The organism is Neoalteromonas flava (genome assembly GCF_002807685.1).
Lineage (GTDB): Bacteria > Pseudomonadota > Gammaproteobacteria > Enterobacterales > Alteromonadaceae > Alteromonas_E > Alteromonas_E flava.
On sequence record NZ_PEAX01000006.1, the window covers coordinates 223,149 to 240,446 of the forward strand.

At 48.3% G+C, this 17,298-nt stretch carries 17 protein-coding genes and 3 tRNA genes; 10 read left to right on the forward strand and 10 right to left on the reverse strand.

Going from position 1 to position 17,298, the window contains the following annotated elements:
* Positions 1-4: 4 nt before the first annotated feature.
* The 5 genes from CSH92_RS14830 to CSH92_RS14850 all read left to right on the forward strand — a co-directional run bounded on the left by CSH92_RS14830 (position 5) and on the right by CSH92_RS14850 (position 3,161).
* Positions 5-304: a YciI family protein gene (locus CSH92_RS14830; protein WP_100658429.1), complete on the forward strand. Its 300-nt coding sequence runs from the start codon at positions 5-7 to the stop codon at positions 302-304.
* Between the two features lie 16 nt (positions 305-320).
* Entirely contained in the window at positions 321-746 is a 426-nt protein-coding gene (gene arfB / locus CSH92_RS14835) for an alternative ribosome rescue aminoacyl-tRNA hydrolase ArfB (protein ID WP_100658430.1), read from the forward strand.
* A gap of 87 nt (positions 747-833) precedes the next feature.
* Positions 834-1,136 carry a PepSY domain-containing protein gene (locus tag CSH92_RS14840; RefSeq protein WP_100658461.1) on the forward strand — a complete coding sequence of 101 codons (303 nt, stop codon included), beginning with the start codon at positions 834-836 and terminating at the stop codon, positions 1,134-1,136.
* Positions 1,133-1,816, forward strand: a complete 684-nt coding sequence (locus CSH92_RS14845; RefSeq protein WP_100658431.1) for a response regulator transcription factor — start codon at positions 1,133-1,135, stop codon at positions 1,814-1,816. Before CSH92_RS14840 ends, CSH92_RS14845 begins: the two co-directional genes overlap by 4 nt.
* A 10-nt stretch (positions 1,817-1,826) precedes the next feature.
* Positions 1,827-3,161: an ATP-binding protein gene (locus CSH92_RS14850; RefSeq protein WP_100658432.1), complete on the forward strand. Its 1,335-nt coding sequence runs from the start codon at positions 1,827-1,829 to the stop codon at positions 3,159-3,161.
* Here the strand turns inward: CSH92_RS14850 and CSH92_RS14855 are convergent.
* Entirely contained in the window at positions 3,158-4,198 is a 1,041-nt protein-coding gene (locus CSH92_RS14855; protein WP_205662189.1) for an AI-2E family transporter, read from the reverse strand. The two genes, CSH92_RS14850 and CSH92_RS14855, sit on opposite strands and share 4 nt — an antisense overlap.
* 82 nt (positions 4,199-4,280) lie before the next feature.
* Between CSH92_RS14855 and folX the strand changes: the two genes are divergently transcribed.
* The 3 genes from folX (at position 4,281) to CSH92_RS14870 (ending at position 6,184) form a co-directional block, all read left to right on the forward strand.
* Positions 4,281-4,646: a dihydroneopterin triphosphate 2'-epimerase gene (folX, locus tag CSH92_RS14860; protein ID WP_100658433.1), complete on the forward strand. Its 366-nt coding sequence runs from the start codon at positions 4,281-4,283 to the stop codon at positions 4,644-4,646.
* Between the two features lie 5 nt (positions 4,647-4,651).
* Positions 4,652-5,545 carry a TIGR01777 family oxidoreductase gene (locus CSH92_RS14865; protein ID WP_100658434.1) on the forward strand — a complete coding sequence of 298 codons (894 nt, stop codon included), beginning with the start codon at positions 4,652-4,654 and terminating at the stop codon, positions 5,543-5,545.
* A gap of 234 nt (positions 5,546-5,779) precedes the next feature.
* The gene (locus CSH92_RS14870) at positions 5,780-6,184 is read left to right on the forward strand and encodes a hypothetical protein (protein WP_100658435.1); all 405 of its coding nucleotides are present in this window, start codon (positions 5,780-5,782) and stop codon (positions 6,182-6,184) included.
* 139 nt (positions 6,185-6,323) lie between these two features.
* Here CSH92_RS14870 and CSH92_RS14875 read toward each other — a convergent pair whose 3' ends face one another.
* Together CSH92_RS14875 and CSH92_RS14880 are read right to left on the reverse strand one after the other, a co-directional pair.
* Positions 6,324-8,840, reverse strand: a complete 2,517-nt coding sequence (locus CSH92_RS14875) for an ABC transporter permease (protein ID WP_100658436.1) — start codon at positions 8,838-8,840, stop codon at positions 6,324-6,326.
* 3 nt (positions 8,841-8,843) lie between these two features.
* On the reverse strand, positions 8,844-9,560 hold the full coding sequence (locus CSH92_RS14880; RefSeq protein WP_100658437.1) for an ABC transporter ATP-binding protein: 717 nt from the start codon (positions 9,558-9,560) through the stop codon (positions 8,844-8,846).
* 25 nt (positions 9,561-9,585) lie between these two features.
* Between CSH92_RS14880 and CSH92_RS14885 the strand changes: the two genes are divergently transcribed.
* Entirely contained in the window at positions 9,586-10,254 is a 669-nt protein-coding gene (locus tag CSH92_RS14885) for an arylesterase (protein WP_240612831.1), read from the forward strand.
* Positions 10,255-10,295: 41 nt separating this feature from the next.
* Here the strand turns inward: CSH92_RS14885 and CSH92_RS14890 are convergent, their stop codons facing one another.
* The 4 genes from CSH92_RS14890 to CSH92_RS14905 form a co-directional block, all read right to left on the reverse strand.
* Positions 10,296-11,591, reverse strand: coding sequence for an amidohydrolase family protein (locus CSH92_RS14890; RefSeq protein ID WP_100658438.1), 1,296 nt, complete (start codon positions 11,589-11,591; stop codon positions 10,296-10,298).
* Entirely contained in the window at positions 11,588-13,006 is a 1,419-nt protein-coding gene (locus tag CSH92_RS14895; protein WP_100658439.1) for an amidohydrolase, read from the reverse strand. The genes CSH92_RS14890 and CSH92_RS14895 overlap by 4 nt, the downstream gene beginning before the upstream one ends.
* An 86-nt stretch (positions 13,007-13,092) precedes the next feature.
* Positions 13,093-14,043: a tRNA-dihydrouridine synthase gene (locus CSH92_RS14900; protein ID WP_100658464.1), complete on the reverse strand. Its 951-nt coding sequence runs from the start codon at positions 14,041-14,043 to the stop codon at positions 13,093-13,095.
* A 106-nt stretch (positions 14,044-14,149) separates the two neighbouring features.
* Positions 14,150-15,868, reverse strand: coding sequence for an HDOD domain-containing protein (locus CSH92_RS14905; RefSeq protein WP_164084763.1), 1,719 nt, complete (start codon positions 15,866-15,868; stop codon positions 14,150-14,152).
* A gap of 201 nt (positions 15,869-16,069) precedes the next feature.
* Between CSH92_RS14905 and CSH92_RS14910 the strand changes: the two genes are divergently transcribed.
* Positions 16,070-16,468, forward strand: a complete 399-nt coding sequence (locus CSH92_RS14910) for a hypothetical protein (protein ID WP_100658441.1) — start codon at positions 16,070-16,072, stop codon at positions 16,466-16,468.
* A gap of 287 nt (positions 16,469-16,755) precedes the next feature.
* On the opposite strand, the gene CSH92_RS14915 is transcribed toward CSH92_RS14910, so the two are convergent.
* The 3 genes from CSH92_RS14915 to CSH92_RS14925 form a co-directional block, all read right to left on the reverse strand.
* A tRNA-Glu gene (locus CSH92_RS14915) sits at positions 16,756-16,831 on the reverse strand.
* Between the two features lie 155 nt (positions 16,832-16,986).
* Positions 16,987-17,062, reverse strand: a tRNA-Glu gene (locus tag CSH92_RS14920).
* A gap of 96 nt (positions 17,063-17,158) precedes the next feature.
* Positions 17,159-17,234, reverse strand: a tRNA-Ala gene (locus CSH92_RS14925).
* Positions 17,235-17,298: the final 64 nt, after the last annotated feature.

Genomic DNA, 17,298 nt, shown 5'->3' on the forward strand with positions numbered 1-17,298 from the left:
ATTCATGCTATACGTTATCTTCGCTCAAGATGCGCCTGACTCTCTGGCGCAGCGGTTGCAAACACGTCCTGCTCATTTAGCGCGTTTGGAGGCACTCAATGCTGAGGGGCGTTTATTTGTCGCCGGCCCCAATCCAGCCGCAGACCTTGATGACCCAGCTCAAGCTGGATTTACCGGTAGTACGGTAATTGCTGAGTTTGCTAGCCTCAAGGAAGCGCAAGCATGGGCGGATGCCGATCCCTACTTTAGTGCTGGGGTATACGAATCGGTGCAGGTAAAACCGTTTAAAAAAGTGCTTCCCTAGGCACACCATAAACCCCATGGCCGAAGACATAATTATCAATCAACACCTGAGCCTTTCTCTGGATGAGCTTGAGCTTAGTGCAATGCGTGCACAGGGCGCCGGTGGTCAAAATGTCAACAAAGTCTCATCGGCCATTCACTTGCGCTTTGATATTACTGCCTCAAGTTTACCAGAGCGCATCAAAAGTAAATTATTACAGGGGTCTGATTCGCGGGTGAATCAAGACGGGGTATTGATCATCAAAGCCCAGCGGCAACGCACGCAGGAAGCTAATCGCAAAGATGCTCTGGCACGGCTGGTCGAAATCATTCAACACGCCGCGTATGTGCCAACGCCGCGCAAGCCGACTAAACCCACTCGCGCCTCGCAAAAGAGGCGCATGGACGCCAAAAAGCGCCACGGCCTTAACAAACAACTGCGCGGTAAAGTGGATTTAAGTTAGTTCAGCCAGCATTCATGCTGCTAGCGTATGCTTATGGCATACAATGCAGTACAATCTTTGACAAAAGCGCGGAGTAAATTAAAAAGTATGCGATTAAAGCGGTTATGTTTGCTTATGGTCACTCTTTCGTTCGGTAGTTTTCTATTCACTGCCTCACCTGCGCTGGCGCAAAAAAAGCAAGACGAAGCGGCAAAGACCGAAAAGATTGATAAAACTCAAGCGGCCGAGCGAGCCCGTGCACAAGTCAATGGACGTGTGTTGAAAGTTGAAAAACGCCAAGATAAGTACCGCGTTAAAGTTTTACAAAAATCTGGCCGCGTGGTTTCGGTGGATGTCGATAACCAGTCTGGATCCGTTAAACGCAGTAAAGATAAAAAGGACAAACGATGAGATTATTAGTAGTCGAAGACGATAGTCGTTTGTTAATGCAACTGGATAGTTTCCTGCGCAGCAATGGTTATAGTGTTGATCTTGCTGATGATGGTGAAAAAGCCCTCTTCTTGATCCAAGAGCACCCCTATGATTTGGCCATCATTGATATTGGGTTACCCAAACTGGATGGCTTTGAGGTGATCCGCAAGGCACGCTCCGCTGACGTACAATGTCCCATACTTATTTTAACTGCGCGTGACCGGTGGCAGGAAAAGGTCGAAGGACTAGATGCCGGAGCCGATGATTACCTAACCAAGCCCTTCCATAACGAGGAGCTACTGGCCCGGGTTAAAGCCTTGATCCGACGTGCATCGGGACAACCCAATCCATTGATCGAGCTGGGTCCCATTGCCATGGACACACGCAGTGAAGAAATAACCGTGGCAGGCAGGGTCCTGGATTTAACCGCCTACGAATATAAAGTGATGGAATACTTACTCATGAATCCAAGTAAGATCGTATCCAAAACCGAACTGACCGAACACATTTACGATCAGGATTTCGATTTAGACAGCAACGTGATTGAGGTTTTTGTAGGGCGTTTGCGTAAAAAGATTGATCCCGACGGCCATCTCAAACCGATAGAAACCCTGCGTGGGCGCGGCTACCGGTTAAATCGACAAATGTCCGACGCTTAATAGCACTCCTATGCAACGCTTATCTCTGCGCGTTCGCAGCTTATTGCTAGCAATTGCAAGTCTTGTGATCATTGTACCGGGCTTTGTATTCACAGTTGAGCGTAGCTATACCACCAGCCTAGAACAAGCCAAATTCAACGAGTTAAAGCTAATGAGCTTAGCCATGATCAGCGAGTTTGAACTCGATGACAGTGTGCCCTACATGCCGCAACAGCTGTTTGAAGAAAAACTGAATCTACTGGGTTCGGGCTATATAGGTTACATTGTGTGGCAGCAGGAAGTGGTTTGGCGCAGTTTATCAGCACTGGATTATAGCGATCCGGCTCAATTACAATTGCCCGCCGTTGGTGACGAACAACAACGCGGTGATTTTGTCATTACGCGCGACTTTGATGCCACCCAAGTGAACGCGTTTTATTATGCTTACAGCGTTGAATATGAAGATCGCGGCCAGTTTAAGCCAGTATCGTTTATTGTCATTAACGAAGACGCCGAATTTCAACAGAATCGACAAACCTTTATTAACACTTTGTGGCAATGGCTCGGCGTATTGAGTCTATTAATATTGGCTACCATTATCCTTATTACTCGCCGCGTGTTGGCACCGGTAGACAGTATTATCGGGAATATTCGCGCCGCTGAACGCGGCGAAATTGAAAAACTCACACAAACCTACCCACCCGAACTGGAAACCCTGAAGTTAAGTATTAACCAACTGTTAAACAGCGAAGCACAGCAGCGCCAACGCTATAAAAACAGCTTGGGCGATCTCGCCCATAGCTTGAAAACGCCACTGGCTGTTATCCAATCAACGCCGCAGTTACCAGAGCATATTAACGAACCATTACAGCAGATCAATGCCATTATCCAGCGTCAACTCAAACGCGCAGTGAGTGGCAACGCGCAGCGTTATCCCACAGTATTGCTGGCTGATACCTTAAGCAAGCTCGTGGGCGCGATGCGTAAAGTGTATGCAGAAAAGTCACTGACCCTAGGCTGTGATATCGAGCCAGGCTTGGGTGTCAAAGCCGATGAAACCGATTTGATGGAACTATTTGGTAATTTGCTGGATAACGCCTGCAAATCAGCACAAAATACAGTGCAAATCAGCGCTAATACGTTTACAGACAGCATTCACATCTACGTGGATGACGACGGCAGCGGCATTAATGAAGCCGATGCTAATGCTATTTTAAATCGTGGTGAACGGCTCGACACTTACGCCGAAGGGCAAGGGATCGGCTTAGCCGTGGTGATTGATTTAATGGAAACCTACAACGGCCAGCTAAGGATTGAGCGCAGCCCACTTGGCGGCGCTCGTTTTACCGTGCAATTACCCCATTAAGCAGAAGCCTTAATTTGATCATCATCACTGCTCAGGAGGATCGCCAACCATTGCGTTTCTTTGCGTGTTTCAAGCGCAATTTTAACAATCATGGTTAGAGGTACACTGAGCAACATACCCACGCTACCCAAGAGCCACCCCCAGAATATCAATGATAAAAATACTACCAGGGTTGATAAACCAAGCCCCCGCCCCATTAAACGTGGCTCAATGACATTGCCCATAACGGTATTAACCAACACAAAACCCAAAGCCACGAGGCCTGCAATACCAAAGCCAAATTGCACAAAGGCCATCAATACTGCTGGTATAGCCGCGATTATCGACCCGATATTAGGGATATAGTTAAGTAAAAAAGCCAGCACCGCCCAGAGTAAGAAATGATCGACGTTAAGTACCCATAGCCAGATCCCAATTATTAGCCCAGTGGCTAAACTCACTAGCGTTTTAATGGCTAAGTAGCTATTCACCGAACGAATAAAGCGGTCGATATGATTCAATTTCATGTCGGGGTCTGCTAATGCAACGTGAATGCGCCGTGGCATGGAGTCTGCTTCAAACAACATAAACACAACGGTTAACAAGATCAGAAATAAATTAGACAGCACGCCCCCAAGGCCGCCCAGTAAATTGGTGGTCATCGACATTGCCATACCCGGGTCGAGATGCTCGCGGAGTAGATCAGTATTCAAACTGATGTTTAAAGCCTCTAGTTGGGTCACAACCCAAGTAAACTGCTCACTTAATTGGGCACTGTATTCGGGGAGGTTGCGTCTAAATTCAGACATAGATTGGGCAACTAAACCTGCTAGCATGAAACCAAATATCACAATTAACAGTATAACTAGAGAGACAGATAGCCAGCGCGGAATGTTGTAGCGGTTGGCCCAATGGATCACAGGGCTACAAGCAATGGCTATAAACCCTGAAAGTAAAAATGGCACAACAATTTCACTAGCGGCTTTTAAACCAGCTAAGACAACAATAACGCAAGCCATGATAATCAGAGCTTTGACTGTGGGTGATTTTAATTCCATAACTATTTCAATAACGTGCGGGATAAGACAAACTAACAAATCTTGCCATTTTTGAACACTATTAAAAGGACAGCACTAATCCATGCAATTAAACCAAGCGACCATTCGGATCAAAAACTTGCGCCTGCGCACCTACATCGGCATTAATGAAGATGAAATCAAAAATAAGCAGGATGTAGTGGTCAATGTAAAGATCCATTATGACGCAGAGCAAGCCACCAACAGTGACCAAATGGATGATGCGCTTAACTACAAGACGATAACCAAAGCCATCATCAAATTGGTCGAGGACAATCGCTTTTATTTGCTCGAAAAACTCACCGCAGATGTATTGGCCATCGCGGCAGAACATCCATGGGTTAGTTATGCTGAGGTTGAAGTTGATAAGCCGCATGCATTGCGTTTTTCAGATTCTGTTTCACTCATGCTTTCATGCACTAAAGGCTAATTAAAATGAATATCTTGGTGACGGGTGGTACGGGCTTAATCGGACGATATTTTATCGAGCAGTATGCCGCGTCTTACCGTTTTACCGTGCTGACACGCAACAGAACGAGAGCCGCACAAACTCTACCCGAAGGCTGTGAATTCATTACTGACCTTGATGGTTTGCAACACCTTGATGCTTTTGATGCGGTTATAAACTTGGCCGGTGAACCCATCGTCGATAAGCGCTGGAGCGAACAGCAGAAATCCGTGATCCGTGAGAGCCGCTTGGGGATCACCCAGCAGCTTTCTAAGCTCATCAATAACAGCCGGCTGCCGCCAGAAGTGTTTATCAGCGGCTCAGCCATTGGCTATTACGGTCGACAGGGTGATACTCCGATTAATGAAGACTTCGATGCACCCTATGACGAATTTTCCCATCAGTTGTGTCGAGAATGGGAAGCACTAGCACAACAGGCTCAGTCAGCAAAAACCCGGGTATGTATTATGCGCACCGGTATCGTGCTAGCAGAGGATGGCGGAGCCTTAGACAAGATGTTATTCCCGTTCAAATGCGGACTGGGCGGTCCTATCGCTTCTGGAAACCAGTATATGTCGTGGATCCATATTCGCGACATGGTGAATGCTATTCATCATCTACTTAAGCGCCCACGCAGTGCAGGTATCTATAATTTGACCGCGCCTCACCCGGAAACCAATAAAATGTTTGCCAAGAAGTTGGCCAGCGCCTTACATCGTCCCTGCATTTTTCCCATGCCAGAGTTTGTACTCCGAGCGATGATGGGAGAAGCCGCTGATTTATTGGTTTACGGGCAAAATGTTGTGCCGCAGGCATTGCTGCGTGAGGACTTTCACTTTCTATTCCCGTACCTTGAGGATGCGTTAACCGAATTAACCTAACAGCGGGAACGATTATCTGGAGAGTTTAAGTTTGCTTGCTTTAATCCGCGCGTGGTCGCTGCATCTGCGGCTAAAACCTGCAAAATAGCCGCCCGCTAATAGAATATTCTCTCAATAAAATCATTTAGTTAACTCCATATTAAAAAAAACTAAAACAATTTTCGCCCTCACCTGTACGCTATTAGATCCATGGCCTACTATTAATGAGCAGTAGTAGAAAACAAAGATAAAGTCATGACAGGATTTGCAGGAAATCAAGGAAGCTTTCAACTCGAACGCAATGGCGACATTATCGAGTTAATTGCCATTGGCCGTTGGGATGAGCGCTTGGCACATCAGTTTTTAGAACAAGTGGAAACTCTGATCGCACCGCTTGATGGGCGCCCTTGGGCGACCATTGTTGATGTGCGCGAATGGGAGTTAGGCACCCCCGAATTTCAAGACGTTATCACTGCGGGTACAGAGAAACAGGTAGCCATGGGCTTACGCCGAGAAGCCTATGTTATCGATGAGAGTCAGGTGAAAGTGTTTCAGATTGACGCCATGATGCCGCCTGATGAACTCTATCACGCGCGCTACTTTCGAACTTACATTGATGCCTTTAGTTGGTTAAATCAGGAAGGTTTCGGCAATATCTAGGCACCATTCCTTCTGCCAGAAAGCTCTGCAGGTAAATAGAGAAACCTTGTCTTAAGACATTCGTGGGCAATAACCTTATTGGCCCAGTTCCCTCTGGGCCACAATGAACTAAAGTGTTGTACTGAACAACGCCAGCGAATTACACCATCCGTCGTAAAAGAGCTGTGGTATTTAGCGCCAATAAGCGCCAACAACCAATGGCCCCGAGTAACCCAACGACAATGGCGCCAGCCACAGGAGCGACTAACCAATACTCCAGATGCACACTCGCTTCCATTTGAAATACTTGGGATTGCAGTAACCACAAACTAAACTCATTGGCCAGTGCTGCCATAAAGCCTGCGACAATGCCGATGATCAAAAACTCAAAGATCACACTTAAGCGGATCAAATTCCCTTTCGCACCCAGCGTGCGCAGAATGGCGAGTTCTTGCTGACGCTCATCCATGCTCGCCTGCACTTGCGCGATCAATACCAAACTTCCTGCTGCCAACACCAGAATTAAGATAAACTCAACCGCGAGTGAGACTTGGTCGACGACTTCTCTGAGCTGGTTAATACGCGCATCAACATCAAACAAGGTTACCGAGGCAAAAGGCTGCATAATTTGGGTGATCTCAGCCTTGCGCGACTGGTCCAGATGGAAACTTGTAATGTAAGTAGCCGCAAAGGATTCCATTGCTGCGGGATGCAGCACAAAGAAAAAGTTCGGCTGCATGGTTTGCCAATTGACTTCGCGTAGGCTGGTCACCGTGACCTCGACAATTTCACTGCCAATATTAAAGGTCAATTTATCATTGAGTTTGATGTCCAAACGCTGTGCTACTTCTGACTCTACCGATACCTCATGCGGCATCCCGGGTTGCCATGCATCTAACCAACGCCCTTCGACAATTCGATTTTCGGTTTGTAATTGGGTATCCCAGGTTAAATTTGCCTCACGCCCCAATCCATCGCGGCCTTCGCGGGGCTGCTCATCACCTTCTTTGGTGACTTCAGTACGAATACGTTCATCATTTATGGCAACAAATCGCCCGCGCGCTACCGGGAAGAAATCGTCGTGGCGCACATTAAATTGCTCGAACTGGGCAATTAACGGCTCTTTTTGCGCCTCGGTAACATTACTTACAAAATAGTTTGGCGTGCCTTCAGGCAACTGCGCCCGCCACTGCGCAATCATGTCATTGCGCATAACCAATACCACCAAGAGCAGCATGATGGTAATAGAGAAACTGATTAGCTGTACCGAATTATCCATGGCGCGGCGACGGATGCGCGCCCAAGCGAGTTGCCAGGGCCCCATCGCCCCGCCACCTAGCTTGCGACCAAGGGCAATAAGACCAAAAGTGACTGCTAATAGCCCTAAAACCAACAAAATACCTGAGCCAAACAAAATGGCGCTGATCATAAGGTCACGACTGTACGCCCACATAAGTAGGAAGATAGCCGAGCCCGCTGCAGCAAATTGCAAGGTACGCGAGCTTAAATTGGCGGCAATATCTTTACGTAATACCCGCAATGGTGGTACTGAGAACAATTGCATCAAGGGATACAACGAGAACATCATGGCACATAATGAGCCGGTAAAGAGCGCAATCAGCAGTGGTCGCCAGTGCCACACGTTCAGTGATACCTCCACCCTGTCACCTAACGCAGTCACCACCACCTGCTGGATAGCAATGCCCAACACAGTGCCAATAAAAATCCCCAGCAAAGTAATGAAGCTGATCTGCAATATATAGATACGCTGGATTTGTTGTTTGCTGGCACCAATGGTCTTCATGATAGCGACCGGGTCAAAATGGCGCTGACTGTAGCGCTGTGCTGCTACAGCAATAGACACCGCCGCTAGAACAATTGCTAACAAACTGGCGAGCAGGAAGTAGCGTTCGGCGCGCGACACCGCTCGCCCTACGGCTGAGTCGTCATCTTCAACCGACATCCAGTAGTGCAGCTCGTCATTTAACTGCGGACGTAACCAATCATAATAGTCGTCTAACACTGCCGACTCACCGGTGAAATATGCCTTGTAAGTCACGCGACTGCCGGGGCCTGTTACATTGGTTTGGGGAATATCTTCGATGGCCATTAACAGGATCGGATCGGTATTAAAGACACTAAAGCCAGCATCGGGGATTTCACCCAACACTTGGGTGACTTTGAGAGAGGCATCACCCACATACACCGTATCACCTAGCTCAACATCCAGTAATTGAAACAAGCGAGAATCCATCCAGACCTCACCCGGTAGCGGGCGGCCGTCGATATCACTGGCCAGTTCAAAAGGTGCTGGAGCAACGCTTATAGCGCCTTTCAATGGATATTGCTCATCAACCGCACGCAGGTCGGCAAGCGCCATTTCCTGCTCGCCAAACACCATAGAGCGCGTACTGACCTGCTGAGCCGTTTGCAGGCCTTGCGTTTGCGCTTCCAACAGCCAGTTCTCATCAATCGAGTGGCGCGAGTTCAAACGGCGGTCGGCGGCGATAAATTCAGCCGAGCGATCAGTCAATGCCTGCTGCAAGCGTTCACTGAATAATGACAGGGATAGTACAGCAGCAACCGACAAAACAATTGCCAGCAAGATAATGGTTAATTCGCCACGTCGGGCTTCATGACGAAACAGTCGCCATGCAAGGTTAAATGTGGTCGCCATAATTTAGCTCGCCTCGCGTTGTACTGGACTTTCTCCAGTATCGCCGTCAGCGGCGCTAGTAGCTTCGCTTAATTCGCCAGCCTGCATATGCAATTGACGATCGCACTTGGCAGCCAGCTGACTGTCATGGGTCACCAATACTAGTGTAGTTTCATTGTCTTGATTGAGTTTGAATAGTAGCGCTTCAATTTTATCGCTGTTTGCAGCATCCAGATTACCGGTTGGCTCATCGGCAAAGAGGATTTTAGGTTGGGTGATAAAAGCACGGGCGATGGCGACACGCTGTTGCTCACCACCAGAGAGCTGATTGGGGTAATGGTGTGCGCGGTGCCCAAGGCCTACCTGCTCTAAGATCTCTTTGGCCCGTGCTTTAGGGTTGGTTAAACCATTGATCTCCGCCGGTAACATAATGTTTTCTAGGGCAGTCAAACTTTGCACCAACATAAAGCTTTGGAAGATAAAACCCACTTTGTCACCCCGAAGGCGCGCACGTTGTTCTTCATCCATGGTGTGCAACGGTTGATCATCGAGAAAAATCTCGCCACTAGACACTTCATCTAGCCCAGCAAGCAGGCTTAATAAGGTTGATTTACCGGAGCCTGACGCACCTACTATGGCAATCGACTCACCCGCCTTGACTTGAAAAGAGATAGGCTGAAGGATCTGAAGTGCGCCTTCGCTGGTATTAACTGTCTTAGTGATGGATTTTGTTTCAATCATTTTTTGCATTCGAGGAGTCTTTACATTGGTTAATCTTCAACGAAACCGACGCGGTGCGTGGATCGTACTGGCATTACTCTTTTTACCCTTGCTCGCGGTTTCAGATCACATTTATGCAGCTTCACAGCGGGAAAACGTCCGCCTGTTAGTGCTGGGCGATAGTTTAAGCGCGGCCTATGGTCTGCAAGCTCCACAAGGTTGGGTCAGTCTGCTACAAAACACCTGGCAAGAGAACGGTTCTACGATTGACGTTATAAATGCTGCGATCAGTGGAGAAACCACCGATGGCGGCCTCGCCCGCTTGCCTCGTCTGCTTGAACAACACGCGCCGACCCATCTGCTTATTGAATTGGGCGGAAATGATGGTTTGCAAGGGCATAACGTCAATAAAATGCGAGTTAACTTGTTACAAATGGTAAAAATGGCGCAGGCGCAGGATATCGAGGTACTGCTACAAGAAATGCATATTCCGACCAATTACGGCCGCCGCTATAATGAGTTATTTACTGAAAGCTTCAGCTATGTCGCGAATAAAACCGACATTCCATTGATCCCGTTTTTCTTGATGGATGTGGCGTTGGATCCAAGTTTGATGCAGCGCGATGGGATCCACCCTAATGCAGAAGCCCAGCCAATTATCGCAGAATTTATGCGTAAACAATTAGAGCCGCTGTTACTCGATAATAACGACTAAGAAGAAAAAGAGGTTGCCGTTACCGGCAACCTCTTTTGATATTAAGGTCTAACGTAAGTGGTGGTTGTGGTAGTTTCGCCTTTGATCAGCGAAAGGTATCGATCCCGCAATTTTGTCTGACGTGATTCCATCTCAACCGCTTTACCTGCAATAAACACCTGCTCTGCACTTTCGGTAACTTCAAGCGGGTCGCCCGACCAAATCACCACATCAGCGCGTTTGCCCGGCGCGATGCTGCCAATCTGATCATCCACTTGAAAAATTTTGGCTGGATTTAAACTGATCGCGGCTAACGCTTGGGCATAGTCCAATCCATTTGCCACTGCATTTCCTGCATGTTGCGTGGCCAATCGAATATTGTGCGTATCCATTCCAATCGCAACGGTCACTCCCGCAGCGGCCAAACGGCCAGCATTTGCGAGCGTAGCGCCCATTTGATCAAAGCCACCAGGAAGGTTGTACTCAGGGTTCACAATGACCGGGATAGCATGGGCGGCTAATTGCTCAGCCACACGCCACGCTTCTATACCATCAACAATCACTAAACGCAGTTTAGGATAGCGCGCTTTAAGCTGGATAACCTGCTCAATATCTGCCTTACGATTTGCCGTGACAAGTAGCGGCGTAGCGCCACTAAGCACTGGCTTAAGGGCACTAATATCTGCAGTTGTCGTTAAACCATGCCACTCAGCACCTGCCTTCATGGTCGCTGGCGCTTGTTGCGCTTCGTTTAAAACTTGATTGAGCGCAACCCAGAGTGCGGCGCGTGAATCACCGTTAGTTTCCGCCCCATCATTGGCTACACTCGTGTGCACGAATGCCCGCGGCTTAAGCACCGCTGAGGTTTCACTGGCAAGCGTGATCACCGTACCCTGACCATTGAATAACTGACCCGTACTGGCAATGCCGCTGGCAGCACTGGTAAAGCCTTCAATGCGCGTGATGGCAAATAAGCTGCTATCTGGGTTAAGTGCAAAACTGGCGTCATAGGCCGCCCCAGTAGTGGAGACTGCATGGGCTTTCACGCGGCTATCGACCACGCCCGCAGACATGCTGACTTCTTGTAGGCCCAAAGTGGTTAATGCACCGAAGAACCCAGGAGTGACGACTTTGCCACTGGCATCAATAACGGTGTAATCGCTAGGGACCTCTGCGGCATCGGTTAAGACTCCAGAGATAACGCCATCATTCACCAACACAACGCCATTCTCTAAGGTCCCAGCACTACTGAGTGTATGGACTGTACCGCCCACTATCGCTAGTTTTTCAGCGTGCGCGAGGGATAGCATGGTTAATAACAATGTAGGTACGATGAAAAATTGCTGTAAATGTCTCATTTGTGGTCTCCCTCGGCAACTTGTCCCAACTCAAAATCACTCACTGGCCAACTGTCAGGCGACGCTCGGTCGTACACTAACGCGCCATCAACAAAGACCTTTTCCGCTTGGGTATAGGTTGAGAATGGGTCACCTGACCACAGCACAACATCGGCGTTTTTGCCTGTTTCAAGTGAGCCGGTATGCTCAAAAATACCCAGTGACTTCGCCGGATTAGCAGATAACCACTGCCATGCGTCAGCTTGGGAAATGTCTAAACCTACGCGTTGACCATCGGCCCAAGCTTTGGCCGCCTCCTGATTGAGACGCTGGATCCCTAAATCGCTATCGGAATGCACAACGGCACATGCGCCGGCGCTGTGCACCATAGGAATATTTTCACGGATGCCGTCGTAGGCCTCCATCTTAAAGCCCCACCAATCGGCCCACATGGACGAGCAAACATTGTTTTCGGCTAATTTATCCGCAATTTTGTAAGACTCAACCGCATGATGGAAACTGCCAATCTGATAGCCAAACTCCTGCATAACATCCATCATTACCGTCATTTCATCGGCGCGATAGCAATGCATGTGCACAATGATTTCACCATCCAGCACACCCACTAAAGTATCTTTATCTAAGTCTCGCTTGGGCGGCTTGGGATTTTTGCCGGCCTCATACTCTGCATAATAGCGCTCCCACTGGTCGCGATACTGCTGAGCATCAGCCCAGGCTTGCCGATAACCAGCAACATTGCCCATACGCGTCATGGGACCGCCCTTTTGCCCATACACGCGTTTAGGGTTCTCACCACAGGCCATTTTGACCCCATAAGGGGCTTCTGGAAACTTCATTGCCTGCATAGTTCGATTGGGGACATTTTTCAGCGTGACTGAGCGGCCACCAAACAAGTTGGCTGAACCCGGCAGGATCTGCATAGCGGTAACGCCGCCCGCTAGTGCGCGACCAAATCCAGGGTCCTGCGGCCACACTGAATGCTCCGCCCAAACGCCGGCCGTAATTGGCCCTGTCATTTCATTACCATCCGAGTGAGATTGCGTGGATGGCGCTGGATAAACGCCTAAATGGCTGTGCGTATCAATAATGCCAGGGGTAACCCATTTACCCGTACCGTCGATTACTACAGCACCTTCGGGAACGGTCAGATCGGCGCCAATGGCTACCACTTTGCCTTGGTTAAGTAAAATTGATGTGGATTCTTGTTTGCCACCGATCCCATCAAGTAGGGTCACATTGGTCAAGACAGTGGGTTGACTCGGTAATGGCTGGTAAGTGCTGGGGTAAGGGTTCTTAGCGATGACAAACTTTTCATTTTGTTCGGCATTTGCAGTATCTTCCCCACCACAACCGGTCATCATCGCAAGTGCCAAAGCACTAACGGAAAAAAGCGGAAATGTGCTGGTTTTTTTCATCGTTTTTCTTAGGTTGGTTGGAATAAAGTTATCGTAAACAGTATGAATACCTTAGCACAACCCATTTAGATTGCTGACGTAATCATTTATTGTGTCGCAGTCGCTAACACCTGATGCTGATTCGCATGCAAAACGGCGACGATTTCTGTCGGTTCACGCAAACGACGGATCTGATCAAACACCACGGCAGCCTCTTCGTATTGGTTTTTTAAATAGCCGAACCATTGTTTGATGCGATTTGGGTAATAGCGGCCTTTGTCGCCAAATATCTCATAGCCTGAATAAGCCACTAACCATTCCGTCACCTCTGCCCATGGCATTGGGCTTTGCTGGTTTTTAATGTGTAAGGCAAGATTGGGCATCGACAAAGCGCCACGCCCCACCATCAGTTGCTCGCACCCGGATTGTTGCAGACACTGCAGCGCATCGCTACGCTGCCAAATTTCACCATTGGCAATAATCGGTACCTGACAGGTGGCTTTCACTTTGGCAATCCAATCCCAATAGGCTGGCGGTTTATAGCCATCGGTTTTGGTGCGTGCATGAATGGTAATAGCTGACACGCCAGCATCTTCCAGGGCTTGCACGTTGTCGAACACCTGCTGTTTGTCTTCAAAGCCTAAGCGGATTTTTGCGGTCACAGGAAACGCCGGATCAACTGCCTCACGCACCGCCTTTACTATCGCATGCAAGGTGTGCGGTTCGTTCAGTAAAACCGCTCCTCCGCGACTTTTGTTTACCGTTTTAGCTGGGCAACCAAAATTCAGGTCCACACCTGGAGAGCCAAGCTCAATGGCGCGCGCTGCATTATAAGCCATCCATTCGGGGTATTGCCCCAATAACTGCACTCGCACCGGCACACCGCTAGGTGTTTTACCATCGGTCTGAAGCTCAGGGCATAAACGATAAAAAACGTGGTTAGGAATTTTTTGTTCGACGACACGCACGAATTCAGTCACGCATAAATCATAGCCCCCAATGCGGGTTAGCATGTCACGCATTAAGTGATCAACAACCCCTTCCATGGGGGCTAACATGACTTTTAACGCTGCAGTATTCGATGAATTTGTCACCAACAATCTCAAATGATTAAACCGCGGCTAGTTTACCTGTTTTATGCCAGCAACAATATAGTCAAAGGTGTTACGCTGCAGAAGAAGGGCTAAGCGCATTGGCCAAGGACAACAGTTCATCGCGGACTTCTCGACAGCGCACCAGAAAGGCTTTTTGCTGATCATTGCTCGCAAAGTAGTGTTGTAACAAGGGTTTTATCTGACGCTGGGTTTGTTGTGTGGGGAGCATTAAGTAATCCAAGATGTCGAGACTATGATGCACAACACCGTGTTTGCTATCACCGACTGGCCCTAAAGATTCTACCACGCGGCACATTTCTTTTGGCATGTGCCATAACCGGCTAACAAACGCGCTTACCGCTACCGTACTGGTTCCCAAGCGGTGCTGTTGAAAACGGTTTTGCTCACGCCACGTGCTCAGCTCATCGAGCTCTGCAGCGCAATCTCGCATTTCATCGGGTAAATAAAAGTGTAAAACAAGCTCACCAATATTATGTAGCAAAGCTGCAAGGTAGGCGGTTTCAGCCTCTACCTTATTGGCATTACTGGCTTCGTTAAGTTCTTCTACGATGTGTGTAGCAAGTAGCGCACGGTGCCAAAAATGGGCGTAATTGAATCCTTTTAATTCGCGCGCAAAGGTTTGTGAGGACATAATCGCCAAGGTCAAGGCATACAGCTTCTCAACACCAAATATAGCAATAACTGCCTGTTTCAAGTTGGCCACTTTAACATGTGCATACATACTGCTGTTGGCCACTTTCATTATTTTCGCGACTAGCACAGGGTCGCCCTGCAAAAGCTCAATGATCTGCTCGATGGTAGCTTCCGGATCGCGCAAACAATCGAGTAATTTCGTCACCGTTGAAGGTAAGTGAGGGAGTTGCTCGGCATCAATGATGTCTTTCACATTGCTGCCGTGCGATAACGATACGTATTGGGCTTGGATCTTCGCCGGTGAAATGCCCTGCCATTTCTTAAATGAACGCTCAAATGTGGCACGATCAGAAAAACCCAATTGCAGACTGATGGACTCAATAGATTCACCCGCAAACAATAATGATAGGGCTTTTGTGTTGCGCGCAGCAGCGACGATGTCGCGAAACTTCAGCCCTTCACTATTGAGCTTACGACTCAAGGTGCGCTCACTCATGGCCAGTTGTGACGCAACAGCGGATTGCGACAATGCATCCCAGTTTTCCGTTCGGGCAACTTCTCGCACCACGGCAAACTCAATATTCTTATGGTTACCTAAACCTCTACGATAAATGTTTAACTGGCTTAGAAACGCCTCATTTAAGCGCGGGTTTGCATTGCGCATTGGTTGCGTCAGACTCTCTCGGCGCACACTCAAGCGGACTAACAGGTCAGTATCTTCAGCAAAACGATGGCCCTGCCATTCTTCTATGCTGCCATGCAAATGACATTCAATGAGTCCCTCGGGTAATAGGCCACTGAGGCGAATATGCTTAATCATCAAGCCACACAACAATAGCTGCACATGGGGCAGCTCTTGTGATTTAGTCATGGTGATGGTGACCGAGGACACACCGGTATTGATAACAAATAAGGATTCTTCTGCACTCAAATCTTCCAGCATGAGCACGAAAGTATCTAGCCAGGCACCTACGCTAACACTGGTCGAGAGTGTATTGGTGTATAAGTCTAGGGTGTCATTACTGAACGCTAATCCTGCGCTAAACAATCGATGCGTGGTTGCACGATCAAAATCTAGCGCAGCAAACGACTTTGCTGCCTGTTGGTCTTCAAGCGCAGCAGATGTCGCGCTCACTAGCTGCTGGAACAGGGAAATCTCCATCTCTGCAGATGCACCATGCGTGATGAATTATGTTATGTCTTGATTTAACCATCGTCTGCACTGACTTGAAAGTGATTTGTACTTTTTTGCTAAAGCGACTAAATTCAAAAGAGATTTGCGCCCGCAGATGGCTGCAGATCATTCTCTCACCTTGTTCTAAAGTGCAGTCATTAAATGAACAAAAGCGTTTTTGCGTCGCACGGCAGTTTTACTATCGAGATCGATGAAAATTGCCGTATTGTTGATGGTCGAGGCCCCTATAATCAAGAGATTGTGCAGGAGTACGAGCACGCTATTGCCGGCGCGATCGATACCCTAAGCGGTGGCTCTTGGACACAAATAATTATCTTGCATGGACTTAGTTTGTTTACCCCAGATGCTGCTGCACGACTCAAGCAAACCGTGTTAATGCGCAAAACGAGAGGGTTAACCGCCTCTGCCGTAGTTATCGGTGATGTTGACGGGAAGAACACCGTCACTCAGCAAATGCAAAGCATTTATCAAGAATGCGGTATCGCTTTTGACTTTTTTGATAATGTCGATAGCGCACAGATTTGGTTAAAAACGCTTTAAAAAGAGGATGTTCAAAAACGTTCCCGACGTTTTTGTCGAACCGAAGCGGTTCTCACCCGTACAAAACGCACATACAAAAACACCCGCAAAAGCGGGTGTTCCTATAATCGTTTAAAAATAAATATATTCCTAACTGGGGATTACAAAATGCTTCCTGCATTTTGCCCTACGGGCCATCGCTGCGCGATGTTCAAAAACGTTCCCGACGTTTTTGTCGAACCGAAGGGGTTCTCACCCGTACAAAACGCACATACAAAAACACCCGCAAAAGCGGGTGTATTTGTATATGGCGTCCCCTAGGGGATTCGAACCCCTGTTACCGCCGTGAAAGGGCGGTGTCCTAGGCCTCTAGACGAAGGGGACAAAAAATCTTACTGCCACCTAGCGGTGGTGATTCTTTGCAGGCTTGTTAACCAAAGCTAACTTTAACCTAAACCTAGAACAATGTGACTGAGTGTTCAATCACGTGCAAGCTTAGCCTTGCTTGACCCTTTAACTTAACCAGTAAAGGATGAAAATGGCGTCCCCTAGGGGATTCGAACCCCTGTTACCGCCGTGAAAGGGCGGTGTCCTAGGCCTCTAGACGAAGGGGACAGAAAATCGGCTTAGCAAAGTAAGTCTTTGCTGATTTTCTGTAAGGCGAAGTAACTGTAGTTACTGAACGACCTTACCTAGTAATGTGTCACAAATTGGTGGAGCCAGGCGGGATCGAACCGCCGACCTCTTGCATGCCATGCAAGCGCTCTCCCAGCTGAGCTATGGCCCCGGCTATTGAACCTGACTCAAGCTGAGTCTGTTCCGTGACAGCGGGGCGCATTCTAGGCATCAGA